General features: G+C 74.9%; 18 protein-coding genes, 1 tRNA gene and 1 pseudogene. 11 read left to right on the top strand and 9 right to left on the bottom strand.

Annotation, left to right across the window (positions count from 1 at the left end):
• Nucleotides 1-214: 214 nt before the first annotated feature.
• The 7 genes from ACH4SI_RS27715 (at nt 215) to ACH4SI_RS27745 (ending at nt 6,909) form a co-directional block, all read left to right on the top strand.
• On the top strand, nt 215-1,285 hold the full coding sequence (locus ACH4SI_RS27715) for a phosphatase PAP2 family protein (protein ID WP_398300161.1): 1,071 nt from the start codon (nt 215-217) through the stop codon (nt 1,283-1,285).
• The gene (locus ACH4SI_RS27720; protein WP_398300163.1) at nt 1,179-2,453 is read left to right on the top strand and encodes a hypothetical protein; all 1,275 of its coding nucleotides are present in this window, start codon (nt 1,179-1,181) and stop codon (nt 2,451-2,453) included. Before ACH4SI_RS27715 ends, ACH4SI_RS27720 begins: the two co-directional genes overlap by 107 nt.
• Nucleotides 2,444-4,066, top strand: coding sequence for a hypothetical protein (locus ACH4SI_RS27725; RefSeq protein ID WP_398300165.1), 1,623 nt, complete (start codon nt 2,444-2,446; stop codon nt 4,064-4,066). Before ACH4SI_RS27720 ends, ACH4SI_RS27725 begins: the two co-directional genes overlap by 10 nt.
• Entirely contained in the window at nt 4,063-5,430 is a 1,368-nt protein-coding gene (locus tag ACH4SI_RS27730) for an AAA family ATPase (protein WP_398300167.1), read from the top strand. Before ACH4SI_RS27725 ends, ACH4SI_RS27730 begins: the two co-directional genes overlap by 4 nt.
• A gap of 166 nt (nt 5,431-5,596) precedes the next feature.
• Complete coding sequence (locus tag ACH4SI_RS27735; protein ID WP_398300169.1) at nt 5,597-5,962, top strand: hypothetical protein; 366 nt, start codon at nt 5,597-5,599, stop codon at nt 5,960-5,962.
• Between the two features lie 178 nt (nt 5,963-6,140).
• Nucleotides 6,141-6,779, top strand: coding sequence for a bifunctional DNA primase/polymerase (locus tag ACH4SI_RS27740; RefSeq protein WP_398300171.1), 639 nt, complete (start codon nt 6,141-6,143; stop codon nt 6,777-6,779).
• A gap of 56 nt (nt 6,780-6,835) precedes the next feature.
• A tRNA-Lys gene (locus tag ACH4SI_RS27745) sits at nt 6,836-6,909 on the top strand.
• A gap of 76 nt (nt 6,910-6,985) precedes the next feature.
• Here the strand turns inward: ACH4SI_RS27745 and ACH4SI_RS27750 are convergent.
• The 6 genes and pseudogenes from ACH4SI_RS27750 to ACH4SI_RS27775 form a co-directional block, all read right to left on the bottom strand.
• Nucleotides 6,986-8,218 carry a nucleotide disphospho-sugar-binding domain-containing protein gene (locus ACH4SI_RS27750; protein WP_398300173.1) on the bottom strand — a complete coding sequence of 411 codons (1,233 nt, stop codon included), beginning with the start codon at nt 8,216-8,218 and terminating at the stop codon, nt 6,986-6,988.
• Nucleotides 8,219-8,231: 13 nt separating this feature from the next.
• Nucleotides 8,232-8,906, bottom strand: a complete 675-nt coding sequence (locus ACH4SI_RS27755) for an SDR family NAD(P)-dependent oxidoreductase (RefSeq protein WP_398300174.1) — start codon at nt 8,904-8,906, stop codon at nt 8,232-8,234.
• Complete coding sequence (locus ACH4SI_RS27760; RefSeq protein ID WP_398300176.1) at nt 8,903-9,859, bottom strand: NAD-dependent epimerase/dehydratase family protein; 957 nt, start codon at nt 9,857-9,859, stop codon at nt 8,903-8,905. The genes ACH4SI_RS27755 and ACH4SI_RS27760 overlap by 4 nt, the downstream gene beginning before the upstream one ends.
• 127 nt (nt 9,860-9,986) lie before the next feature.
• Nucleotides 9,987-11,240, bottom strand: a complete 1,254-nt coding sequence (locus ACH4SI_RS27765; RefSeq protein WP_398300178.1) for an FAD-dependent monooxygenase — start codon at nt 11,238-11,240, stop codon at nt 9,987-9,989.
• Nucleotides 11,241-11,248: 8 nt separating this feature from the next.
• Nucleotides 11,249-11,821 (bottom strand): annotated as a pseudogene (locus ACH4SI_RS27770) (cyclase family protein); the annotation flags it as partial.
• Nucleotides 11,822-12,176: 355 nt separating this feature from the next.
• Nucleotides 12,177-13,001 (bottom strand): BTAD domain-containing putative transcriptional regulator, encoded by an 825-nt coding sequence (locus ACH4SI_RS27775; protein ID WP_398300180.1) that lies wholly within the window; start codon nt 12,999-13,001, stop codon nt 12,177-12,179.
• Between the two features lie 176 nt (nt 13,002-13,177).
• Here ACH4SI_RS27775 and ACH4SI_RS27780 point away from each other — a divergent pair, with 176 nt between their 5' ends.
• The 3 genes from ACH4SI_RS27780 to ACH4SI_RS27790 all read left to right on the top strand — a co-directional run bounded on the left by ACH4SI_RS27780 (nt 13,178) and on the right by ACH4SI_RS27790 (nt 17,244).
• Entirely contained in the window at nt 13,178-13,378 is a 201-nt protein-coding gene (locus ACH4SI_RS27780; RefSeq protein ID WP_398300182.1) for a hypothetical protein, read from the top strand.
• Nucleotides 13,379-13,392: 14 nt separating this feature from the next.
• Nucleotides 13,393-15,843, top strand: a complete 2,451-nt coding sequence (locus ACH4SI_RS27785) for a TOMM precursor leader peptide-binding protein (RefSeq protein ID WP_398300184.1) — start codon at nt 13,393-13,395, stop codon at nt 15,841-15,843.
• A 150-nt stretch (nt 15,844-15,993) separates the two neighbouring features.
• Entirely contained in the window at nt 15,994-17,244 is a 1,251-nt protein-coding gene (locus tag ACH4SI_RS27790; protein WP_398300186.1) for a sensor histidine kinase, read from the top strand.
• Between the two features lie 40 nt (nt 17,245-17,284).
• Here the strand turns inward: ACH4SI_RS27790 and ACH4SI_RS27795 are convergent, their stop codons facing one another.
• The 3 genes from ACH4SI_RS27795 to ACH4SI_RS27805 all read right to left on the bottom strand — a co-directional run bounded on the left by ACH4SI_RS27795 (nt 17,285) and on the right by ACH4SI_RS27805 (nt 21,068).
• On the bottom strand, nt 17,285-17,890 hold the full coding sequence (locus ACH4SI_RS27795) for a DNA-binding response regulator (protein ID WP_398300188.1): 606 nt from the start codon (nt 17,888-17,890) through the stop codon (nt 17,285-17,287).
• Between the two features lie 121 nt (nt 17,891-18,011).
• Nucleotides 18,012-19,667 carry an AMP-binding protein gene (locus ACH4SI_RS27800; RefSeq protein WP_398300190.1) on the bottom strand — a complete coding sequence of 552 codons (1,656 nt, stop codon included), beginning with the start codon at nt 19,665-19,667 and terminating at the stop codon, nt 18,012-18,014.
• A gap of 132 nt (nt 19,668-19,799) precedes the next feature.
• Nucleotides 19,800-21,068 carry a M6 family metalloprotease domain-containing protein gene (locus ACH4SI_RS27805; RefSeq protein WP_398300192.1) on the bottom strand — a complete coding sequence of 423 codons (1,269 nt, stop codon included), beginning with the start codon at nt 21,066-21,068 and terminating at the stop codon, nt 19,800-19,802.
• 634 nt (nt 21,069-21,702) lie between these two features.
• Here ACH4SI_RS27805 and ACH4SI_RS27810 point away from each other — a divergent pair.
• Nucleotides 21,703-23,349 carry a putative bifunctional diguanylate cyclase/phosphodiesterase gene (locus ACH4SI_RS27810; RefSeq protein ID WP_398300273.1) on the top strand — a complete coding sequence of 549 codons (1,647 nt, stop codon included), beginning with the start codon at nt 21,703-21,705 and terminating at the stop codon, nt 23,347-23,349.
• Nucleotides 23,350-23,361 lie beyond the last annotated feature (12 nt).

Below are 23,361 nucleotides of genomic sequence, written 5' to 3' on the forward strand. Positions count from 1 at the left end.
CGCCCTGGGGAACAAGACTCTGTCCGTCCGCTGTCCACCCATCATCGCGCACGTGATCGAGAGGCAACCTCGGGGGGACTCCCGGCGTCTTCCCCCTCGCGCGGTCATCGGCCGTAGGACCCCGGGGGCGGTGCGGGGGCCGCCTCGACTACACCGTACGGTTGATCGCGCGCCATGTCGTGGCCGCCTGATTTTTGACTGGGAGAGCGTCCGGATGCCCCAAACCGCGCCCCGTGCCGGAGTGACACTGGGCAGTCGGCCCCGTTGGTGGACCGAGCTGCCGCTGATCGCGGTGGTGTACCTCGCGTACGCGGGCGGTCGGCTTCTGGGCCAAGGCGATGTGACCACGGCCGTCAACCACGGCCTGGGAATCCTCCGTTTCGAGCGGCGGTTCAACATCGATTTCGAGTCACCGCTCAACGACCTGTTCACCAGCCACGCCTGGATAGGCATACCGGCCGACTTCGTGTACGCGTCGCTGCACTACGCGGCCACCCCGGCGGTCCTGGTGTGGCTGTGGAAGCGCGGCCGGGCCGCGGACTACCGCTTCGCCCGCACCTGGCTGCTGATCACCACGATGATCGGCCTGATCGGGTTCGTCGTGGTGCCGACCTGCCCGCCGCGGCTCCTGGAGGCGGGCCAGGGCTTCGTCGACACGATGGCCCAGTACAGCTCGTACGGCTGGTGGGGCGGCGACGCGAGCGCACCGCGCGGCATGGGCGGGCTCACCAACCAGTACGCGGCGATGCCGAGCCTCCATGTGGGCTGGGCGCTGTGGTGCGGAATAGCGCTGTGGTGGCAGGGGCGCTCGGTGTGGTCGAAGATCGTCGCCGTGGTCTATCCGCTGGTCATCGCCCTCGTGGTGATGGGCACCGCGAACCACTACTTCCTCGACGCGGCCGCCGGTGCCGCCGCCGTCGGGGCCGGCGCCCTGCTGACCCGGCCCGCGCTGCGGCTCGCGGCCGCCGTCCGCGAGCGCTTCCGCCCGGCCGGCGCCACCCCCGCGACCGTCCCCGCGGCCCGTACGGCCGACGCTGCCGTTGAGGCGGGCGCCACCGGAAACACGGGCGGAAACACGGGCGCGGCCGCGAATGTCAGTGACAAGTGCGAGACTTCGGCCCGTGAACGGGAACGGATCCCCCGACAGCAGGGCAGGGGCGCGGACAGGCAACGTACGGATGGCGGCGACGGCGTCGGACGGGAAGCCGGTGCCGGTGCCGGCCGCGCCCGGGGCACCGGCACGGGCGGCGGCAGCTCCGACGGCGCTCCGGCAACAGCTCGCTGAGCTGCGCGGCCCGTCCATCGATCCGCATCCGATGGACGCCCGCGCGCTGGCCGCACTGGCGGCCAACCCCGGCTGCCGCCGCCGCTCGTTGCTCGACGGCGCCGGGGTCGACAAGGGGGCGCTCGCGCGGGCGCTCGGGACGCCCGCGCCCTTCGGTCAGTCCCAGTTCGCGCACCAGCGCGGCAACAGCTTCGAGGCCCGGGTCAAGGCCGACCGCGGGGCGCTGCTCATGCGGCTGCTGCACGAGCGGCTGGCCGACGGTTCGGCCGCGCCCGATCCGGACACCACCGCGACCCCCGACCTGACCGCTGCCGGTCCCCAGGGGCGTACGGCCCGTACGGCGCTGGCGCTGCGGGAGGCCACGGCGGCAGGGCGGTGGGCGCTGTTCGACCACCCGATGGTGAGCCTGGACGTCGCGGGCTCCCCCGCCTTCCTGGAGCCGGACGCGGTCGTGGTGCACCCCGACGGCTCCTGGACGGTCATCGAGATCAAGTCCTTCCCCATGGTGGACGGCGCCGCCGACCCGGCCAAGGTCGGCGCGGCGGCCCGGCAGTCGGCCGTCTACGCCCTGGCCCTGGAGCGGATCGCGGCCCACCTCGGGGAGCCCGTGGAGGGCCCGGAGGGCAAGCAGGACGGCGTCTCGGCCCGGGTGCGCCACGAGGTGCTGCTCGTCTGTCCCAAGGACTTCTCCAACCTGCCGACCGCCGAGTTCGTCGATGTGCGCAAGCAGCTCTCCGTGACCCGGCGGCAGCTGGGCCGGCTCACCCGGATCGAGGAGATCGCCGCCGCCCTCCCCGAGGGCACCACCTTCGACCTGCGGCTCACCGAGGACGGCCGGACCGCGACCCGGCCCGTCGAGGAGCTGACCGCCGCGGTCGAGGCGGTGGACGCGGCGTACGCGCCCGAGTGCCTGTCCACCTGCGAACTGGCCCTCCACTGCCGGGCGCGGGCCCGGACGGAGGGCGCCGTCGAGTCGCTGGGGCGCGGAGTCCGGGGCGAGCTGGGCGGGCTGACCACGGTGGAGGCCGTGCTGGCGGCCGCCCTCGAGGGTGGCGACGACCCGGCGCCGACCGGCGACCCGGCCGTGGACACCCTGCGGCGCGCGGCGGCCCTGCGCGCCGAGGCCCTCGCCCTCGCCGCGGGACCCGCGGAGGCGGTATGTCGCTGATCACCACGCTGGCCCGGATGGAGGCCGTCCGGGCGGGCCGGGCGCGGCCCGTCGCCACGGTGCGGCACCGTCATCTCTCACGGCGGCCGCTGGCGTTCGTGCCGCTGACCACCGCGGGCGAGACGGGCGCACCGCTCGGCGCCCTGGTGGGCACCGACCGGGAGGCGCCGCGGCTGCTGATCGTGGCGCAGCCGCGCAACCGTGACCTGCGGTTCGCGTTCCTCTCCGAGCTGGCGGAGGAGATGCTTCCGTACCTGGAGGGGTACGCGGACGACGTCGAGCTGGAGGAGCGCAAGGAGACCGACCCGGAGACCGGGAAGAAGGTGCCGGTCCAGGTCGAGCTGTGCGCGGACGCGCCGCAGCTGCTGGTGCCCAGCGGCGCGGGCGTGGCGTTCGTACGGCTGCTGGGGCGGTCGATGCGGTTCCGGCGCACCGCCGAGCAGGACCCGGAGACGCCGTTCCCCGCGCCCGCGCGCGTGCCGCTGCTCGGCCGGTGGCTGACGCACTACGGGGAGCGGTCCCGGGTGCCCGGCTCCTCGCTGCTGCTGTCGCTGACCGAGCTGCTGGGCCGGCACTGGGCGACCGGGCAGAGCAACCTGGAGGACCAGCACCTGGGGTCGCTGCTGGCCTGGATCGACCCGCCTGAGGGTGTTTCGGGCGCGGAGGCGGCGCTGCACACCGAGTCGGCGCGGGACGGGGACGGGCAGCTGCTGCACCCGCCCGCGGGCCCCGCCACCGATCCGGCCTTCGACAACAAGCTGCTGGCCCCGGCGATGTCCCGGTACGACGCGGCGCGGTCCGAGGTGACCGGCGGCGTGGCGGGCGGGGAGGCGCGGCTGCGGGCGGCCGAGGCGGAGCTGCGCGAGCTGCTCGCGTCCCAGCTACGGCCCACCTGGGACGCGCTGTGGCGGGGCGTGGATCTGCTGCGGGGCCTGCCGGAGGGGGCACGGGTGGCGGACCGCTGGAAGCGGGACCGCTGGTCGTACACGGCCCACCGGGACCGGATCCGGGCCGGTGAGCCGCCCCAGCCCAGGCGGGACGACGCGGTGACGGCGGCGCAGAAGCTCGCGGCGCGGGAGACCGCGCAGGCCCAGCTGGACGCGCACGAGGCGCTGGACGATCCGCTGGTCATGGCGGGGCGGCGGCTGTCCGGTGAAGCGTTCGCCGGCGAGGTCACCGAGGTGGAGATGGCCTGGTCGGAGGCGAAGGTGCCGCGGCCGAGGCCGCTGGTCACGGTGCGCACCGCGGACCGTCCGCATCTGGCCGAGCGGATCAAGCTGTACCGGGTGATGGACGACGGCCGGACGCAGACCGCGGAGTTCGCCGGGGAGGCCGACGAACCCGGGGATGCCGAGGAGCCCGTGGAGCCCGGGCGGGCGTCCGTCGCGTTCGTGGTCCGGCTGACCGGTGGGATGGGCCGGGGCAAGGAGCCGGAGCCGGGTTCGGTGCCCGAGCCGGGCGACCGGGTGTGCTGGACCCTGTTCGAGCACGCCCCGCGCGGCGGCCCGGACCTGCCCGACCCCGAGAGCACGCCCTGGACCCACGGCGGCCCGCCGGGCGCCGCCGCGCCCGATCAGGCCCCCGACCCCGTGACCGAGGAGGATTATCTGTGATCGCCACGGACCGGGCGGCCCGTGCGGGGAGGGGCGAGCCGTTCGACCCGTCGGCCGCGGCCGCGCGCGCGACCGACGCGATCCTGCACGACACGCTGCACGGCACGCACCGCGGTGTCGTCGTGGACTCCCCGCCCGGTGCGGGCAAGTCCACGCTGGTCGTCCGGGCGGCCCGGGAGCTGGCCGCCGCCGGGCGGCCGCTGATGGTGGTCGCGCAGACCAACGCGCAGGTGGACGACCTGGTGGACCGGCTCGCCACGGCGGACCCGGACCTTCCGGTCGGCCGGCTGCACAGCAGCGATCCGCATCCGTACGACCCGGTGCTCGACGGGCATCCGGCGGTGCGCTGCTCGGCGAAGGTAGCCGATCTGGCCGGGCTCGGCATCGTCGTCTCCACGGCCGCCAAGTGGGCGCACGTCAAGAACGTCGAGCCGTGGAGCCACGCGATCGTGGACGAGGCGTACCAGATGCGCTCGGACGCGCTGCTGGCCGTCGCGGGGCTCTTCGAGCGGGCGCTGTTCGTCGGCGACCCCGGGCAGCTCGACCCGTTCAGCGTGGTGGGCGCCGATCAGTGGGCGGGGCTCTCGTACGACCCGTCGGCGAGCGCGGTGACCACGCTCCTGGCCCACAATCCGCAGCTCCCGCAGCACCGGCTGCCGGTGTCCTGGCGGCTGCCCGCGTCGGCGGCGCCGCTGGTCTCGGACGCGTTCTATCCGTACACGCCCTTCCGCAGCGGTACGGACCACGGCGACCGGCGGCTGAGCTTCGGGGTGGCCTCGGACGGTTCGGGCCCTGACCGGGTGCTGGACGAGGCCGCCGTCGCGGGGTGGGGGCTGCTGGAGCTGCCCGCCCGCCGTACGCCGCGCACCGACCCGGAGGCGGTGGCGGCCGTGGCCCAGGTGGTCCGGCGGACGCTGGACCGGGGCGGCGCCGCGGTCAGCGAGCGCGCCGACGAGCCGGTGCCGCTGACCGCCGACCGGATCGCCGTCGGCACCGCCCACCGCGACCAGGCGGCGGCCGTGCGGGCGGCGCTGGCGGAGCTGGGCGTGTCGGGCGTCACCGTCGATACGGCGAACCGACTCCAGGGACGTGAGTTCGATCTGACGGTGGTGCTGCACCCGCTGTCCGGCCGCCCGGACGCGACGGCCTTCCACCTGGAGACGGGCCGGCTGTGCGTGCTGGCGTCGCGCCACCGGCACGCGTGTGTGGTGGTGTGCCGGGCGGGGGTGGCGGAGCTGCTGGACGAGCACCCGTCGACGGAGCCGGTGCAGCTGGGGGTGACGGTGAAGTTCCCGGACGGCTGGGAGGCGAACCACGCGGTCCTGTCGCATCTGGCCGAACACCGCGTCTCCTGGCGACCCTAGGGGTGGGCCGGTCCGCCGGCCGATCCCGGGGCCGGGCGCTGGGTTCGGGAGAGGGGCCGGTGGGGAGACACCCCTGGTGAAGGCGGCGCTCTTGCCTCTCGCGCGACAATGGGAGCAGGACGCACCGTGCACCGAACGTGTCTCACGACCCAGGAGGAGAGATCACATGCCCGAGCCGGATGCGGCTCACGGCCCGCACAGCGCCGCGCCACGGCGAATGAAACCGGCCGCGCTGCTCTTCGAACCTGCCGCCGCGGTCAAGGACGAGGCGCACTTCTTCGACCTGGAGTCGATCGAGGATCCCCGCGAACTGCTCACCCGCTCGACCGAGCTGGTGCTCGCGTTCCGCGCGGCGACGGACCGGGCCATGGAGTTCCAGGCGATGGCGGCCGCGCAGCTCGCCGACCCGAGACGGTTCGACCGGCTGACCCCCGCCGTGATCGCCGAGCGGGCGGAGTGGACCGAGGACTACGCCAAAAAGATGATCGAGTTCGGTCGCGAACTAATACAAAGTGGCGAGCTGCCGGACTGATGGGCGCGCTCCGTACGGAAAAACCCCACGAAACGAAAAAACCCCACGAACGAGTGGCGTCCTGCCGCGATCATGCGCCGGGGGCATATGCGAGGGGAAGGTACCCCATCGCCCCGCGCCATGTCCCGGTTTTGCCGCATCCCCCTACGCCTCCCCTGCCGACGGTAATTGTAGAAACATGAGCAGAACGCCTCGGGACTCACTTCACACCGCCTCCTACGTCACCCCGGCCGGCGCGGACTGGCTCGCCTCCGCCAGCCGGTCCCCCCGCGGCGTCCACGCGCTCTGGGCAGAGCATCCGGCGGCCTCGGTCCCGCTGCCGTGCGGCACCGCATTCGACGTCGTCAGCATGGACGCGCTCTTCGGGCGCCGGGTGGTGAGCCGGTTATGGACCGATGGACCCGGCACGGGTCCGGTGGCCGCTCAGGGCGGCCGGGTCATGCTGTTCGCCACCCCGGGCGCGGCCCAGCGGCTGCCCGCGCTGCTCAGCTGGGAGGAGTGGGGCGGCACGGCGCCGCCGCTGCTCTGCTACGGCTGGGGGGACACGGTGACCGTGCCGCCCCTGTACCCCCTGGACCCCCTGGACCCCGGCCCGGCGGAGCCCGAGCCCCCGGCGGAGATCGCCTCGTACGACGCCCCCTCGCCCCGCTGGCTCGTCGCCCCCGACGTCCGCAGCCCGTGGCTCCCCGGGCCCGAGGTGCTGCTGTGGGCCTGCGTGCGGGCGGCCCGCACGCTCCGTGCCGCCGCCGACACGGACGCCGATACGGACGCCGACGACACGGCTGTGACCAGCGAACCCGCGCTGTTTCCGGGCTGAAAGGTATCGATTTTCACTTCGCCTGACCCGGGTGCTAAGGTCTCCTACGTCAGCAGGCGCCGCTAGCTCAGTTGGTTAGAGCAGCTGACTCTTAATCAGCGGGTCCGGGGTTCGAGTCCCTGGCGGCGCACCGACATACGAAGGGCCTCTCACCACGCGTGAGGGGCCTTTCGTATGTCCCAGGGTTCCAGCTCCCAGGGGTCGGCCTAGGCGCGGGCCGTCAGCCGTACGACCGCCGCCTCCGGGCCGGGCATCGACCGGGCCTCCTCCCGCAGCGCGCGGGCCGCGACCACGTACGAAGGCTGTTCCAGCAGCGCGAAGAGGTCCCGGGCCAGCTGGGCGCCGGCGGCCCGGGCGGTGCGCGGCGAACCGCCGAGGACGTCGGCGGGGCTATACGCCCCGGCGCCCGTGAGGGCCACCCGCGCGCCGTTGAGCTGCTGCTCGGGACGGGGCGCGACGATCAGCTGCGGCACCCCGGCCGCGGCCGCGACCAGCACGGCGGCCCCGCCGCCCTGGTGGAGCACCGCGCGGCAGCCCGGCAGCGCCCGGTGCAGCGGTCCGGCGGGCGGCCGCCCCTCGGCGGCGCTGCCCAGCCGGACGACCTCCACCCCGCGCGCCTCGGCCGCCCGCAGCGCCGCCCGCACGGCTTCGGGCGGGCCCGCGGGGTCCTCCCACGCGGCACAGATCCGGGTGGGCCCGGGGCCCGGCCCGGGGCGGACCGGATCGTACGACGGGTCGCCCGCCGCGCCGTACGCCCCTTCGCACGCCCCATGCGGCGACTCGTACGGCGTCTCATACGGCGACTCGTACGGGACGAACCGCACCGGAAGCCGCCGCTCCGGCGAGGGCAGGGCCAGGCTCGGCGGGCAGGGGTCGAGCCATAGCTCCGGTTCGCGCGCCGGGTCCGCGCCGTAACGCCGCATCAGGCGGGCGTAGCCGGGCAGCGGCGGCCCGTCCAGCCGCTGCCGGTCGAGGCGCAGCAGCGCCGCGCTCCCCCACAGCTGGCCGACCGCGGGCACGCCCAGCGCCGCCGCGGCCACCGTGCCCGCGTACGTGCTCGCGTCGTGCACCACCAGCTCCGGCTGCCAGCAGCGGGCGTAGGCCACCAGCCCCTGGGCCATCGCCTCGGCTATGGCCACCCGCCGGTCGCCGAGGGCGCGCAGCGCCCCGCGCTGCTCCGGGCCGAGCACCCCGGGCCGCACCGGCCAGTCCGCGGGCCAGATGCCGCGCCAGCGGCGCGCCACGGCCGGTGGCGTGCCGAGCGCGCGGGGCAGCACACCGGCGGGCACCGGCATCAGCCCGGCCCGCGCGACCGCCGCCGCGCAGCCGCCCGGGACCGCGACCCGCACCTGGTGCCCCGCCGCGAGGAACGCCCGGGCGAGCGGCACCAGCGCGACCAGATGCCCGCCCGGGGCCCAGGTCGTGAACAGGACGCGCACGATCCCTCCCCGGTCAGCCGCCTGTGAGCGTGAGGGTGTGGCCGGTGAGATGGGTGTTGGCCGCCGAGCAGAGGAACAGCAGGGTCCGCGCCGCGGCCCCGGCCCCGGAGGGCGCGCCCTCCGGGCACACCGCGTTGACCAGCACGCCGTCCGTCGCCACCTGTCCGCTGAGGCCGCGGGCCAGGCCCTGCAGCCCGGCCTCGGCCGCGCCGTGGAACTCGTCGGGCACCCGGCGTGAGGACACCAGCGCGATCCGGCCCCAGCCGCGCTCCCGCATCCCGACGACGGCGCACTGCACCGTACGGATCACCGGGGCCAGGCTGTCCGCGACGACCGGCAGCCAGTCCCCCTCGGGGATGTCCTCGAAACGGGCGCGCGGATCGCATCGCGCGCCCCGCCGCCACGCGTTCGCCACCAGGACGTCGAGCGCGCCCCAGCGCTCCTCGACGGCGGCCACGACCCAGCGCGGCGACGCGGAGTCCTCCAGTGCGTACGGCACCGCGAAGGCCCGGTTGCCGTCGGGGCCCGCCAGCTCGGCGGCCAGCTCCTCGGCGACCTCGCGGCGGTTACGGAAGGCCAACGCCACCCGCGCGCCCTGCGCCGCGAAGGCGCGGGCGGCGGCCCGGCCGACGACGCCGGTGGCACCGGTGACCAGGACCGTACGCCCGGCCAGGCCGAGATCCATCATGGTCGCGCCACCACCGCCCGGTCCGGCGCTCCCGCCTCGGCCAGCTGGTCGCGCAGCGACCGGACCGTGCCGAACCGCGGCCGCCAGCCCAGCAGCAGCCGGGCCCGGGAGATGTCCACCCGCTGCCAGGCGGGGCCCGCGGGGTGACCGCCGGCCCCCGGCTCCTCCACCAGCGGCACGCCGAGCCCGCTGAGCACGATCATCCGCTCCACCAGCCGGCGCACGCTCAGCGCTTGGCCGCAGCCGATGTTGACGACCTGTCCGCTCGCCCGGGGCGCCGTCGCCGCCGCGAGGGCCGCGGCGGCGACATCACGGACGTCCACGAAGTCCCAGCGCCCCGCCAGCGGTTCCAGCCGCAGCGGGCCGGGGCCGTGGGAGGCCAGATGGCGGGCGACGGTGCCCAGGAGGTCGGCGCGGGGCGCCCCGGGGCCGAAGACATGGGCGATCCGCAGCACCGTGCCGTCCACCGCGCCGGCCCGGGTGGCGCGCAGCAGGGCTTGCGCGCCGAGCAGCTTGGTACGGCCGTACGCGCAGACCGGCGCGGGCGGCAGGTCCTCGGTGATGCCGACGCCGCGGCACACCGGGCCGTACTCGTGGACGGTGCCCAGCTGCACCAGCCGGGTCCGGTACGGCAGCGCCGCGGCGGCCTCCACCAGGGTGCGCACCAACCCGGCGTTGGCCTCGGCCAACTGCTCCTCGGTGGCGCCGCCGGTGAGCCCCGCCGCGTTCACCACGACATCGGGGGCGGCCTCGGCGAGCAGGGCGGAGAGCTGCCCGGCCGGTGCGCGGGTCAGATCCAGCCCGGCCCAGGAGACGACCTCACCGGGCTCCGGCTCACGCCGGGAGACCACCAGCACCCGGGCGCCCACGGCCTCGAAGGCGCGCCGGACCGCGCCGCCCATGGCCCCGGTGCCGCCCAGCACGACGACGGACAGCCCGGCTGCGTGTGACACCGTCGGCACCATGGGCGCCCTCCTCGCGGTCGATCCCGGCATGGCGTTCTCGTGAGAACGCCATGGTCGCCGCCCTGACTCGAGCCCGCCTCGACCCGGGCCGGGGCCAACGCGGGCCGGGGCCCGCTCATGGGCGACCGCACGCCCTGGCGTCCCGGGCATCCATGACGCGGATCGACGGACCGCCGAACGCGATGCGTTGGAGCATCTTGCGGTGCAGTGGGGTGTGGCGCAGCGCGCGGGCGAGACAGGGGCGCACACGGGTGGCGAACGCGCTGCCCGAGAGCAGGGCCTGGCTCTGCCGGGTCTGCATCCGTATGACGGCCGCGACATCGGGCCCCCGGCGCCCTTCGAAGGCGGCGAGGCGATCCGCGCCGAGGTCGCCCGCGGCCAGCGCGCCGGCCAGCACGGGGTGCAGCACCACCGCGTCCTGGATCGCGAGCGTGATGCCCTGGGCGGCGATCGGGCCATGGGTGTGGGCGGCGTCGCCGATCAGCACCAGCCCGTCGTCCACCCAGCGCCGGGCGCGGGCCGAGAAGACGTCCAGCAGCCCGAGGTCGCCCAGGGCGCGGACCTGTTCGCGGATGGCCGTGGCGTACGGCGGCACGGCACGCGCGAGCCGCTCCCTGACCCGGTCCGGGCCGAGCGCGGTGAGGGCGCGGTGGCCGTGCTGGGGCAGCGTCCAGCCGAGGTGGACGCGGTCCGGCCAGGAACCGTAGACCACCACCGGGCCGTCCCCGGTGCGGAACACCCGCACCTCGCGGAGCGGCGGAGCGTCCGTGCCGCCCGCCCTGAGCGTGCACCACAGCAGCACCTGGTGCAGCGACTCGGTGCGGCCCGCGGCGATACCGGCCAGCCGCCGGACCCGGGAGTAGCGGCCGTCCGCGCCGACCACGGCCCGGGCCCGCACGGTGCAGCGCCCGGCCGGACCGTCGGCGGTGACCCCCGCGATCCGCCCGTCCCGCCACACCAGACCGCCGACCCTCCGGCCGGGCAGATAGCGGAAGCCGGTCGAGCGGCGGCAGTGGGCGAGGAGTTCGTCCAGCAGATGCGTCCGGGGCAGGGACAGCAGATGGTCGTACGGGGCGGGGAGGAGCCGGTAGTCGGCCTCCAGCAGCATCCGGTCACCCTCGAACAGCCGGAACCGGTCGTGCTCCTGGGCGCCGCGCGCCCGCGCCCCGGCGAGCACCCCCAGCTCGTCCAGCAGCGCCAGCGCGCCGGGCTGCAGGATCTCGCCGCGGGAATCCCGCTCGTGCGCGCGGGCGCGCTCCAGCACCGTCACCCGCGCCCCCGAGCGCAGCATCAGCAGGGCCAGGACGAGACCGGCCGGGCCGCCGCCGACCACACAGACCTCGGTGTCGATCTCCTGGTGCGCCGTCACCACCGGGCTCACACCTCGTCGAGAAGGGCCACCGCGCGGGTCCAGCCCGCGCCCGCACCCGGGGTCCGCGCGGGGAAGCAGGCGACCCGGAACCCGGTGGGCGGCAGGGTGTCCAGCCCCGCCAGCCGCTCGATCTGGCAGTACTCCCGGCGGCGGCCCGCGAAGTGCGCGGGCCACAGCGCCGACCGGTCGCCGGTGGCGTGATAGCGGCGGATCATGTCGCGGAAGGGCGCGTCGAGGCTGAACGCGTCGGTGCCGATCACCCGGACCCCCAGGTCGAGGAGGTAGTCGGTGGCGGGGCCGTCGAGACCGGTGAAGTCGGTGAAGTAGCGGGGCGTACCGGCCCAGCAGGCGGCGCCGGTCTGCAGCAGGACGACGTCCAGCGGGCGCGGGCGGCAGCCGGTCCGGGCGAGCGCCTTCTCGATGTCCTCGACCCCGGCGGTGCGGGTGTCCGGGTCGGCGCCGGTGATGTCCAGGACGTGCGCCGGGCGCAGGCACCACTCCACCGGCATCCGGTCGATGACGCGCGGCCTCCCGTACGCACCGGTGGCGCCGCAGGGCGCGGGGGCGTCCACCGGTGTGGACAGATCGATGATGCGCAAGGCGCGCCCCCTCGGCTGGTGTCGGACGGGCGGTGTGTCGGGCGGGCAGTTTTACGGACGGGGTGTAGCGGACGGGGTGTAGCGGACTGACGGTCGGCAGGAAATGCGCTACGGCTCCGCTTGCCCGCGCGGGGGGATCGGGCAGCGGAGCCGTAGCAGACCCGGCTGAAGGGCGGCGCCGGGCGTTGGGGGGAGGGGGCACCGGGAGGGCCCTGGGGAGGTGACGGGGCCTGTACGGCGGGTCGAGCGGTGGAGCGGTGGAGCGGTGGAGCGGTGGAGCGGTCAAGCAGCCAAATGGGGCAGGGCGTCGGACGGACCGTCCCGGAAGGGCGGGTCAGGCGGCGAACAGGTCGAGCACCGGCCGGCGCCACTGCCCTTCGAGGTCGACGTCGAGCGCGGGGTCGGAGGCGAGCACCGCCTGCTGGAGCTTCTGGAGCCGTGGCGACGGCTCAAGCCCCAGGTCCTCGACCAGCCGGGCGCGCAGCCCCTGGTAGACCTCCAGCGCCTGCCAGGGGCGGCCCGCCCGGTACAGCGCGGCCATGCACTGGGCGTGCAGCCCCTCGTGCAGCGGATGACGGGCGGTCAGCTCGGTCAGCTCGGTCAGCAGCTCGGCATGGCGGCCCAGCCGCAGATCGGCCTCGATGCGGCGCTCCAGGACGCCGAGTCGGCTCTCCTCCAGCCGGGCCAGCTCGATCTCCAGGACCGGACCGACCCGCACATCCACCAGCGCCGGACCGCGCCAGACCGCGAGCGCCTCGCGCAGCAGCAGGGACGCCTCGACATCGTCCCCGGCGTCGAGCGCGTCGCGCCCCGCGGCCACCAGCCGGTCGTACTCATGGATGTCGACCGCGCCGGGCTGCGCCTCCAGGACATAGCCGCCGTACCGGGTGGCCAGCACGTCCTTCGACGCCTGCGGCGCCTGGGGGCCGTAAGCGGCGGCCAGCCTGCGGCGGAGCTGGAGGATGTAGGTCTGCAAGGTGGTGGGCGCACTGCGCGGCATCTGCGTGCCCCAGATTTCCTCCATAAGAGTGGGCACCGGCAGCATCTGGTTGGCGTAGACGGAAAGCAGTGCAAGGATCTGCCGCGGCTTGCCCGCGCTGGGCACGATCGACTGACCGCACGCCTCGACGCTCAGCGGCCCCAACACCTTGATGTCCATGGTCCTGTACCTCCGTCAACGGTCCGTCAGGTGCCTCCTGGCCGCGCGGCCGTGCCATCGAGGCACACAAAAGACTCGCGGGTGAGCGGTGCATCCGACCAGTGCCGGAATCCCGAACTCGGTATGAGTCCTGGGAGTTCGACCCATGACAAATTCACACCCGAGGAGAGCCTGTGATGACGGAAGCCTCCATCCCCCCGCAACCCACGCAGTCCCTGGCCGACACGGCCGGGGTGGTCCCGGATCCCGGCCCTGACGGCCCGGACGCCCCTCACGACCTGACCGACCTGGACGACCTGGTCATCGAGGACCTGACCGACGCCTCCTGGCCGGTCGTCGCACCGCGCATCTGCATCTGCACGTTCAGCGGGGAATGAGGGGGCGCGGACGCATGGTGGGCGAACTGGGATTCACCCCGCATCTGCGGGTCGAGCCGGTGCCGGGCGAGGCCGTCTATCTGGTCTCCGAGCACGGCGTCACCGCGCTGCACGGCCGGGCGATCGCCGCGCTCGCGCCGCTGCTGGACGGGTCGCGGGACCTCGCGCACATCCTCACCGAGGCCGCCCGCGCGCCCGGCGGCCGGCCGGACGCGGTGCCCGCGGGGCAGGCCGAGCGGGTCATCGCGCGGCTGCGGGCGGCCGGGCTGGTGTCCGAGCGGGAGCCCGCGCACACACCCGGGCCCGAGGAGGCGTACTGGGAGCTGGCCGGGCTGAGCGGCGGCGATGGCGACGGCCGCTCCATACGCCCGGCCGCGCGCCCGGCCGCCCGCCCGGCCGCCGCCTCCGTGGCATCGGTGATCCTCGGTTCGGCCGACCCCGCCGAAGTCGTCCGGGCGCTGCGGGCGGCGGGGCTGCGGCCGGTGTCCCCGGCGCAGGAGGAACCGGACGACCGGGCGGCGGCGACGGCCGCGCAGGGCCGGGAGTGCCGATGGGCCGTACGTCAAGTCGACCCGCGTCAACACGGCGACGCTGAACTCACCCTTGTGGTGTGCGACGACTATCTCGATCCGCGGCTCGCCGCGGTCGACGCCGCCCATCGCGCCGCGGGCCGCCGCTGGCTGCCCGTCAAACCGGTGGGCACCCAGGCGTGGCTCGGCCCGTTCCTCGGCGCCCCCGACGACCCGTGCTGGGCGTGTCTGGCCGACCGGCTCTGGCGGGGACGGCAGGCCGAGGCGTACCTCCAGCGCAGGCTGGGCCGCCCGGGGCCGGTGCCGCGGCCGCCCGCCTCCCTGCCCGCGAGCCGCGCGGCCGCGCTCCAGCTGGCCGCGCTGGAGGCCGCCAAGTGGCTGGCCGGGCACCGGCATCCGGGGCAGCGGACGCTGTGCACCCTGGACAGCCTCACCGCCACCGTGAACCGCCATCCGCTCTCCCGCCGCCCGCAGTGCGCCGGGTGCGGGAATCCGGCGCTGGTCGCGGAGCGGATACGGGCACCGCTGGCCCTGCCGTCGCCGCGTGAGCCGCATGACAACCATGGAGACGCTGCCGCCGCCGACGACGCCTCACCGCGCCGCGTCATGGAGCGGTACGGCCACCTGGTCGACCCCGTCACCGGGCTGGTCACCGAGATCCGCCGCGATCCGCGCGGCCCGGCGTTCCTCAACTGCTACCACGCCCGGCATCCCTCCTACGCCGCGTACGTCACGTACAGCCCGCACGCCACCCCGGCCGGGCCGACCGCCCCGCCGAGCGGGCTGGACGCGGTGCGGTCCGGGCTGCGGGCCGCCGCCCACGGCAAGGGGCGGACCGCCGAGCAGGCCCGGGCGAGCGCCCTGTGCGAGGCCCTGGAGCACTACAGCGGCCACTTCCAGGGCGACGAGCCGCGCCGCCGCGCCGCCTACCGCGCGCTGGATCCGGCGGAGGCGGTGCATCCGGACACCGTCCAGCTCGTGGACCCGCGGCAGTTCGCGCGAAGGCTCCCGGACCGGGCCACGCCCGCGCGCCACCGGCTTCCCGACCCGTTCGACGTGGACGCCGAACTCGACTGGACGCCGGTGTGGTCGCTCACCGCCGAGCGGCACCGGCTGCTGCCCACCGCGCTGCTGTACTACGGCGCCCCGCAGCCCCCGGGACACCGCTGCTGCCAGGCGGACTCCAACGGCGCGGCGGCCGGGTCCACCCTGGCCGACGCCGTCGTACGGGGCTTCCTGGAGCTGGTGGAGCGGGACGCTGTCGCCCTGTGGTGGTACAACCGCACGCGTCAGCCCGCGCTCGCCCTCGACACCTTCGACGACCCCTGGCTGACCGAACTGCGCCGCGCCCACGCCGGACTGCGGCGCGAGGTGTGGGCCCTGGACCTCACCACCGACTTCGGCATCCCGGTGGTCGCCGCGCTCTCCCGCCGGACCGACAAGCCCGCCGAGGACATCACGCTGGGCTTCGGCGCCCACTTCGACCGGCACACCGCGCTGTGCCACGCCTTCGCCGAGCTGAACCAGATGCTGCCCGCGGTGGTCGAGGCCCGCGCCGACGGCGGCGGATACGGCGCGGCCGACCCGGAGGCGCTGCGCTGGTTCCGTACCGCGACCACCGCCAACCAGCCCTATCTGACGCCCGACCGGGACGCGGCGCCCCCACCGTGGATGGCGGCTCCCCCGGACGGTGACGCCCTGGCCGCCGTACGGGCCGTCCGGGAGGCGGTCCGGGCGCGCGGGATGGAGCTGCTGGTGCTGGACCAGACCCGGCCGGATGTGGGACTGCCCGTGGCCAAGGTGCTGGTGCCCGGACTGCGCCCGCACTGGCCCCGGTTCGCCCCCGGCCGGCTCTACGAGGTCCCGGTGACCCTGGGGCGGCTGCGGCGGCCGACCGCGTACGGCGAGCTGAATCCCGTTCCCCTTTTCCTGTGATTCTTCCTGTGATCGCCGGTGACAACCCGTAACTCTGTGTACACCATGAGTCTTCGCCGCACCCCCTCCTCCCCCGCAAAAGATCGGATACTCTCGGGCAAGCCGCCCAATCCGGCCCGACCATCCGGAGGACGAGTGCAGAGGAGCCTCTTGCCCGACGATGCCGGGAAAAAGCCGCCGCGCGACCACGACGACCTGGCGCCGCGCCTGGCCGTGGTGATCACGGTGGTGGTGCTCCTGGGCTACTTCACCGTCGCCGTGACGTACGTGGCCGAAGGGCTTCCCCCGGGGAGCGCGATGGACGCGGTGGTGCGGATGCTGGAGATCCTGCCCGTGCTGGCCGTGCTGCTGGGCATCCAGCTGACGCACTCCTTCCCCGCGCTGGCGCCCCGGCTGGCCGCCGCCCGGCACTGGACGCTGCTGCTCCAGGCGACGCTGACCTTCCTGCCGTTCGCCGTCTTCGAGCAGGCGTGGCTGGGCATGCCCGGCTTCCTTGCGGGCTCCGCGCTGCTGGTGCTGGCTCCGGCGGTGTCGTGGCCGACGTTCGCCGCGATCCTGGTGATCACCGATGTGCTGCTGTTCCAGGTGGGGTTCGGCTGGGACAAGGTCGCGTACACGACCGTCTCCACCACGATCACCGGGCTGGTGGTGTTCGGCCTCTCCCGGCTCTCCGGGCTCGTCGCCGAGGTCTCCCGGTCGCGCGCGGAGCTGGCCCGGCTGGCGGTCGCGCAGGAGCGGCTGCGGTTCTCCCGGGACGTCCACGATCTGCTCGGGCTCAGCCTCTCCACCATCACCCTCAAGTGCGAGCTGGTGCACCGGCTGGTGCCCCGGCAGAACGACCGGGCCCGGCAGGAGCTGGCCGAGATCCTCCAGACGTCCCGTCAGGCGCTCGCCGACGTACGCGCGGTGGCCAGCGGCTACCGCAAGATGTCGCTGGCCGCGGAGGCGGAGACGGCCCGGTCCATGCTGGCCGCGGCGGGCATCCGGGCCACCGCGGACATCGACTGCGGGCCGCTGCCCGAGCGGGTGGACACGGTGCTGGCGAGCGTGCTGCGCGAGGGGCTGACCAACGTGCTGCGGCACAGCAAGGCGGACCACTGCGCGATCACGGCCCGGCGGGCGGGGTCCACGGTACGGCTGACGCTGGTGAACGACGGGGTGGGCAAGCCATCCCCCCTCCTGCGCGCCGACAGCGCCCCCGGCACCGCCGGTGCCGACGGCGGCAGCGGGATCGGCAACCTCCGGGTGCGGCTGTCGGGGCTCGGCGGGCGGCTGTCCGCGGACCTGCGGTCCGACGGCCGGTTCGAGCTGCGGGCCGAGCTGGAGGTGGCCACGGAGGCGCCGCGCGGCGGGCGGGGGCGCGGTACGGAGGAGGAGTTCGGCCCGGCGGTGACGGCTTGAACGGCGTGACGGTCTGACGGGGATACCTGCTCAGCGCCCGCTACAGCCAGCCCGCCTCGCGGGCGATCCGGATGGCGTCGACCCGGTTGCGCGCGTTGAGCTTGGTGACGGCGGAGGTCAGGTAGTTGCGCACCGTCCCCACCGACAGGAAGAGCCGGGCCGCGATACGGGTGGCCTCCTCACCCTCGGAGGCCATCCGCAGCACCTCCAGCTCGCGCGGGGTCAGCGGCTGCGGGCCGTCGTCCAGGGCGGCCAGGGCGAGTTGCGGATCGATGACCCGCTCGCCCCGCGCGACCGCGCGAATGGCATCGCACAGGGTGGCCGGGCTGCTGTCCTTGAGCAGAAAACCGGCGACATGGGCCGCGAGGGCGCGCCGCAGATTTCCGGGGCGGCCGAGGCTGGTGAGCATCATGGTCCGGCATTCGGGAACGGCGGTGTGCAGCTCGGCAGCGGCGGTCAGCCCGTCCACGCCGGGCAGATCGATGTCGAGAATCGCGACGTCCGGGCGGAGCTGACGGGCCCGCGGCAGAATATCGGCGCCGCTGGAGAATTCGGCCACGACCTCGATATCGGGTTCGAATTCCAGCAGGGCGACCAGCGCCTTGCGCAGCATATGCATGTCTTCGGCGATGAGCACCCTGACCATTTCACCCCGCCCCTTCCCCCACCGGCCCCGTATGACGATTATTCCCAAGGGTTTCCGGGCCTCGCAGCTTTTTCCGCCCGATTCCCCGTGCCGAACAGACGTATTACGCCGCGGCCGCCGTTCAGGCCGCGCCGCCCCGGCACGGTTCGGTGAGTCCGGGCGCGTACTCCGCGTGCAGGGCGCGCAGTTCACCGCGCAGATACCAGTCGCGCAGCTGGGCGCGGCGTACCTTCACCGCTCCGTCCCGGCGCACCGTACCGGCGCGGACGAGCAGCACCGCGCCGGTGGTGACGCCGAACTCCTCCGCCACCCGGGCCCGGATCCGGGCGGCGAGCCGGGGCAGTCCGGTCCGGGCGGCGCTCGCCGTACGGACCTCCTGCACGACGACCAGCGGCCCGGCGCCGGGCCCGGCGCAGAACACCCGGGCCGACCCCAGGGCCCGCCCGCAGCAAAGCAGTTCGCGCTCGACGTCCTGGGGATGCACGGTGACCCCGTCCACCAGCAGGGCATCGTGGACCCGGCCGGTCATGCGGATGCCGCCGTCCGCCGTGTGCCCGAGGTCGCCGGTGCGCAGGTATCCGCCCGGTCCGTCGGCGGTCCGGGCGGCGAAGAGCGGCAGGGTGTCCAGGGGCCGTCCCCAGTGGCCCGCGGCGACGGCGGCGCCGCGCGCCCAGATCTCTCCGGCCGCCCCCTCGGGCAGCCGACGGCAGGTCAGCGGGTCGACGACGCCGAACTCCGCGCCGGGCACCGGGGCGCGTCCCTCGGCGATCAGCAGGGGCGCGCCCTCGGCGGGCGCGTATCCGGCGACCAAGGTTCCGGGGCGCAGCCCGGCGGAGGCGTAGCGGCGGGCGAAGGCGGCCATGGTGGCGGGCGAGACGGGCTCCCCGGCGTTGAGCGCGGTCCGCCAGCGGGAGAGGTCGAGCCCGGTGGGCTGTTCGTCGGCGGTCAACGCGGCGCAGCGGGCGTAGTGGGTGTCGGGGGCGACGGCTTCGGTGATGCCGTGGCGGCTGATGGCCCGTAACCAGGCGGCCGGGTCGGTACGGAACGGGCGCGCAGGCAGCGGGACGGCGGTGGCGCCCAGCCACAGCGGGTGCAGCACCTGCCCGATCAGACCGGGGGCATGGCGGCGGGGCAGCCAGGCGCCGATCCGGGAGCGGGGGCCGGTACCGAGGGTGGCCCGCAGGGCGTGCATGACGGCGAGGAGGTTGCCGTGGGTGAGCCGGGCGCCGCGCGGGGCGGTGGCGGGCCCGGAGTCGTACGCGAGCAGCGCGAGGCTGTCCGGATCGGTGCGCGCGGTCGGGGCGGACCTTTCGGGGGCCCGATCGGAGGCACCGTGGGGCGGCAGCCGGTCGACGGGCAGGCAGGTGAGGTCGGCACGGCCGACGAGCGAGAGGCGGCGGGAGGTCTCGGTGGCGTGCGCGGTCTCGGTGAGGACGAGGCCCACGGCGGCGTCCCGGGCGATCGCCGCGGTGCGCTCGGCGGCGGTGCGGGAGGCGGTGGGCGCGGGCACGGGGACGGCGACGGCGCCCGCGTACAGGCAGCCGAGCAGGGCGGCCGCGATGTGCGGGCCGGGGTCCATGACGACGAGCACCCTGCGCCCGGCGGCGTCCCGTCCGCGCAGCCAGGCGGCGACGGCGCCGGCGCGGGCGTCGAGTTCGGCGTAGGAGACTCGCCGCTCGCCGCCGGTTCCGTCCGGGTGGGCCAGCGCCACGGTGTGGGCGCCGCCGTGCCGGGCCCGTTCTCTCAGTGCCTCGGCCAGATTCGCGTGTCGTGGCATGGTCAGCTCCCGGGCGCCGGAGATCAAAACGAGGCCACAGTCTCGGAGCGCCACCTCGAACGCTGCTTGATCACGGTTCGGGTGCCGGTGCGGCGCCGCGGTGAGGACCGGTCCGGCCGCCGGAGAACCGGTCTAGGAGCGCTCGCCGCGGGTGACCCGGACGGCCCAGGAGCCTCCGGCGGCGCGGCCGGTGACGGTCACGCGGACCGCCTCCTCCTTGGCCAGGAGGGAGTCGCCGACGCCGAGCGGGGCGTCGGCCAGCTCCGGGTAGACGGACTCGTTCCAGCAGGCGGAGGTGGCGGGGTGGCCGTCCAGCACCCGGACCGGGCCCTCGCCGGAGGCGGCGTCGTTGCGCACCCGGTAGACCAGGACGCCTTCGGTGCAGGTGCCCGCGTCGTTGCCCAGCGCGCCGCGCGCCTCGATGGCCAGGGCCGTGGTGGGGCCGGTGCGGACCACCACCAGCCGGGTGCGGGTGTCGGCGCCGGGGGGGCGGCCCTCCATGGGGGCGCTGAGGGGCTGGAGGGTGTACATCTTCGGGCCGAGGTCCCGGGCGCAGGCCACCTGCCGGCCGGTGAGCCAGCCGAGTTTCCACTTGTGCCAGCCGAAGGGGTCGGGGGAGAGCCCGAACTGGCTGCCCATCAGGTCCCAGTCGCCGACGTAGGTGTCCCAGTCGCCGCTGTTGTCGGCGGTGCTGGGGCGGTGGTAGAGGTCGGGCAGGTCGAAGACGTGCCCGGTCTCATGGGCGAGGACGTTGCGATCGGGCGGATGGTGCTCGAAGACGGTCACCAGGCGGCGCAGATCCTTACCGTCGGCGTGCAGCGGGCGCTCGAAGTTGACCACTTTCGTCGCGTCGGCGTCGACGCCGGGGGCATCGGGATCGGCGACGAGGTAGACGATGTCGTAACGGCCGAAGTTCACGTGCGGATCGGCGGCGCGGATGGCGTCGCGCAGATACGCGGCGCGGCGCGCGGAGTTCCAGTCGCGCTGTATGGCGTACGCGGTGGACGCCTTCGGCATGGCGATCCACTTCCGCAGCGGGTGGACGCGCAGCGAGAAGCGTCCGTAGGAGGCGCGCTGGAAGAAGTCGCCGGTCGTGGGGGTGTGGTCGGCGGCCAGCCGGTCGGGGGTGACCTTGGGGGCGGCGTCCGGGAAGGACAGGAAGATCATGGCCGCGCGGAGCGAGCGGACCGGGCGGGGGTAGTCGGCGTTCCAGGTGTCAAGACCCTCGGAGTGGTGGGCGCCGGTGCGCTCCAGGGCGCAGGGGCCGCCCGCGCCCGCGGCCGTGGCGGGGCCCGCCACCACGGTGGTGGCGACCACGGCGCTCAGCGAGGTCAGCACGGCCTGGGCCCGGCGCAACCGGGTCGGCCGCGACGCCCCCGCGGCCGCTTGAGGACGCGCCATGCCGACCTCCCGGGCGAAGTGGGAACACCCACTCCACCCTGGGTCGGATTGGCGCGGTGCGCCCTGTTCGGCTGGACCGGTCGAGTGAACCGGCCGGGATCCGGGTACGTAACAGACGGTCACATCCGGTCAAGCGGGCGGTGCGCCCGCGCCAGAGTCGAACAGATACGACCAAACACCTTGTCAAGGCGGCGGTGATCGCGATGGCGTCGATGGAACGCGCGGAGTACGAGCCTCTATGATCGGCACATTTCCAGCGGGGATTACCTATTCAGGCGGGCCCTTGCCGCCCGCCCGGCACCCGGTGTGAGAGATGCACGAGACGTGTACGACACAGATGACATACCTGGACAAGACAAACGCCACGCGGGAGCGAGCGGTGAGCGGAACCCCCGACTGGCAGGGCCGCGCGCCCGGCGCGACGCTGCCGACGATCACTGAGCGTAATACACCCCCCAGCGCTCCCCCCAGCGGAGCGGGCGCCGGTGCACCCCCCGCTCCGGCAGCCGCCACGGGCGCGCAACCGGGCACACCACCGTGCGCCCCCGGCACGCCACCGGGAGCTCCCCCAGGCACTCCCCCGGGCGCCGTGCCCGTCGACTACCGCGCCGCCTTCAACGCGGCGCGGCTCGCCATGGCGGTCATCGACCGCGAGGGCAGGGTCCTCGACGCCAACTCCGCGCTGGGCACCCTGCTGGGCGCCGACCCCGCCCAGCTGGCCGCCCGCGGCGCCGCCGAGCTGGCGGAGTTACAGGAGGACGCGCGCGCCTGGAGCGACTACCGCGATGTGCTGCTCGGCCGCCGCGAACGGATGACGTGCACCCGTCGGCTGCATCACTCCGACGGCCATGCGCTGTGGGCCGAGATCACCGTCGAACCGGCCCCGGACAGCTGCAGTCTGCTGCTGTCGATGGCCGACATCAGCGAGCGCCGGGACCTCCAGGGCAGGCTGCGCCATCTGCAGATGCACGACCCGGTGACCCGGCTGCCCAACCGGAACCTGTTCTTCGAGCGGCTGGCCGCCGCGCTGGAGGCAGGGGCGTACGACCGCGCGGGCACCGGCCGGATCGGGCTGTGCTACCTCGACCTGGACGGCTTCAAGGCGATCAACGACACCCTGGGCCACCGGGTCGGCGACCGGCTGCTGCGCGCGGTGGCCCAGCGGCTCACCGAATGCGCGGCGCCCGGCGACCATCTGGTGGCACGGCTCGGCGGTGACGAGTTCGCCCTGCTGGTGCGGGAGTCCAGCGGCACCGAGCAGGTGTGCGAGCTGGCCCGCTCCGTGCTGGCCGCGCTCCAGCGGCCGTTCGACGTGGGCGGGCAGCGGCTGTCGGTGTCGGCGAGCATCGGCGTCGTGGAGCGGCCCGCGGCGGGCACCCACACCACCTGGCTCATGCAGGCCGCGGACACCACGCTCTACTGGGCCAAGGAGGACGGCAAGGCGCGCTGGACCCTCTTCGACCCCGAGCGCAACGCCCACCGCATGACGCGTCAGGCGCTGTCCAGCACGCTGCGACCGGCGGTCGAGCGGGAGGAGTTCGTGCTGGACTACCAGCCGCTGGTCGGCCTGGTCGACGGGGTCGTACGGGGCGTGGAGGCGCTGGTGCGCTGGGACCATCCGCAGTTCGGCCGGCTCTCGCCGAATCGGTTCGTCCCGCTGGCCGAGGAGAACGGCGCGATCGTGCCGCTGGGGCGCTGGGTGCTGCGTACCGCGTGCCGTCAGGCCCGTGCCTGGCAGCAGGCCCATCCGCGGCATCCCCTGGTGGTCAGCGTGAATGTCGCCGTGCGCCAGGTGTGGGACTCCGACCTGGTCTCCGACGTGGGCACGATCCTCGCCGAGACGGGGCTGCCGCCGCGGCTGCTCCAGCTGGAGCTGACCGAGTCGGCGGTCATGGGCTCGGCGGGCCGTCCGCTCCAGGCGCTCCAGCAGCTGAGCGACATGGGGGTGGCCATCGCGATCGACGACTTCGGCACCGGCTACTCCAACCTCGCCTATCTGAGCCGACTGCCGGTCTCCACGCTCAAGCTGGACGGCTCCTTCGTCCAGGGCTTCCGGGCCGAGGAACACCCCAATCCGGCGGACGAGACGATCGTCCGGGCGCTGGTGGAGCTGGCGCACCGGCTGGGGCTCACGGTGGTGGCGGAGTGCGTGGAGAGCGCGGAGCAGGCGGAGCGGCTGGGGCGGATCGGCTGCGACACGGGCCAGGGCTGGTTCTACTCCCGCCCGGTCCCGCCGGACCGCATCCCTCCCATGCTCCCCGCCTGCCCGGCCGTCGGCTAGGAGCTGGGGGGC

Origin of the sequence: Streptomyces sp. NPDC021212 (assembly GCF_044332925.1) — a bacterium.
In the GTDB taxonomy this organism is placed as follows: Bacteria; Actinomycetota; Actinomycetes; order Streptomycetales; family Streptomycetaceae; genus Streptomyces.

What these genes read in the sequence shown, in the direction of transcription:
- ACH4SI_RS27715 (WP_398300161.1), top strand. Translation starts at nt 215, where the DNA reads ATGCCCCAAACCGCGCCCCGTGCCGGAGTGACACTGGGCAGTCGGCCC.
- ACH4SI_RS27720 (WP_398300163.1), top strand. Translation starts at nt 1,179, where the DNA reads ATGGCGGCGACGGCGTCGGACGGGAAGCCGGTGCCGGTGCCGGCCGCG.
- ACH4SI_RS27725 (WP_398300165.1), top strand. Translation starts at nt 2,444, where the DNA reads ATGTCGCTGATCACCACGCTGGCCCGGATGGAGGCCGTCCGGGCGGGC.
- ACH4SI_RS27735 (WP_398300169.1), top strand. Translation starts at nt 5,597, where the DNA reads ATGCCCGAGCCGGATGCGGCTCACGGCCCGCACAGCGCCGCGCCACGG.
- ACH4SI_RS27740 (WP_398300171.1), top strand. Translation starts at nt 6,141, where the DNA reads ATGAGCAGAACGCCTCGGGACTCACTTCACACCGCCTCCTACGTCACC.
- ACH4SI_RS27755 (WP_398300174.1), bottom strand. Translation starts at nt 8,906, where the DNA reads ATGATGGATCTCGGCCTGGCCGGGCGTACGGTCCTGGTCACCGGTGCC.
- ACH4SI_RS27775 (WP_398300180.1), bottom strand. Translation starts at nt 13,001, where the DNA reads ATGGACATCAAGGTGTTGGGGCCGCTGAGCGTCGAGGCGTGCGGTCAG.
- ACH4SI_RS27780 (WP_398300182.1), top strand. Translation starts at nt 13,178, where the DNA reads ATGACGGAAGCCTCCATCCCCCCGCAACCCACGCAGTCCCTGGCCGAC.
- ACH4SI_RS27785 (WP_398300184.1), top strand. Translation starts at nt 13,393, where the DNA reads ATGGTGGGCGAACTGGGATTCACCCCGCATCTGCGGGTCGAGCCGGTG.
- ACH4SI_RS27795 (WP_398300188.1), bottom strand. Translation starts at nt 17,890, where the DNA reads ATGGTCAGGGTGCTCATCGCCGAAGACATGCATATGCTGCGCAAGGCG.
- ACH4SI_RS27800 (WP_398300190.1), bottom strand. Translation starts at nt 19,667, where the DNA reads ATGCCACGACACGCGAATCTGGCCGAGGCACTGAGAGAACGGGCCCGG.
- ACH4SI_RS27805 (WP_398300192.1), bottom strand. Translation starts at nt 21,068, where the DNA reads ATGGCGCGTCCTCAAGCGGCCGCGGGGGCGTCGCGGCCGACCCGGTTG.
- ACH4SI_RS27810 (WP_398300273.1), top strand. Translation starts at nt 21,703, where the DNA reads ATGGCGGTCATCGACCGCGAGGGCAGGGTCCTCGACGCCAACTCCGCG.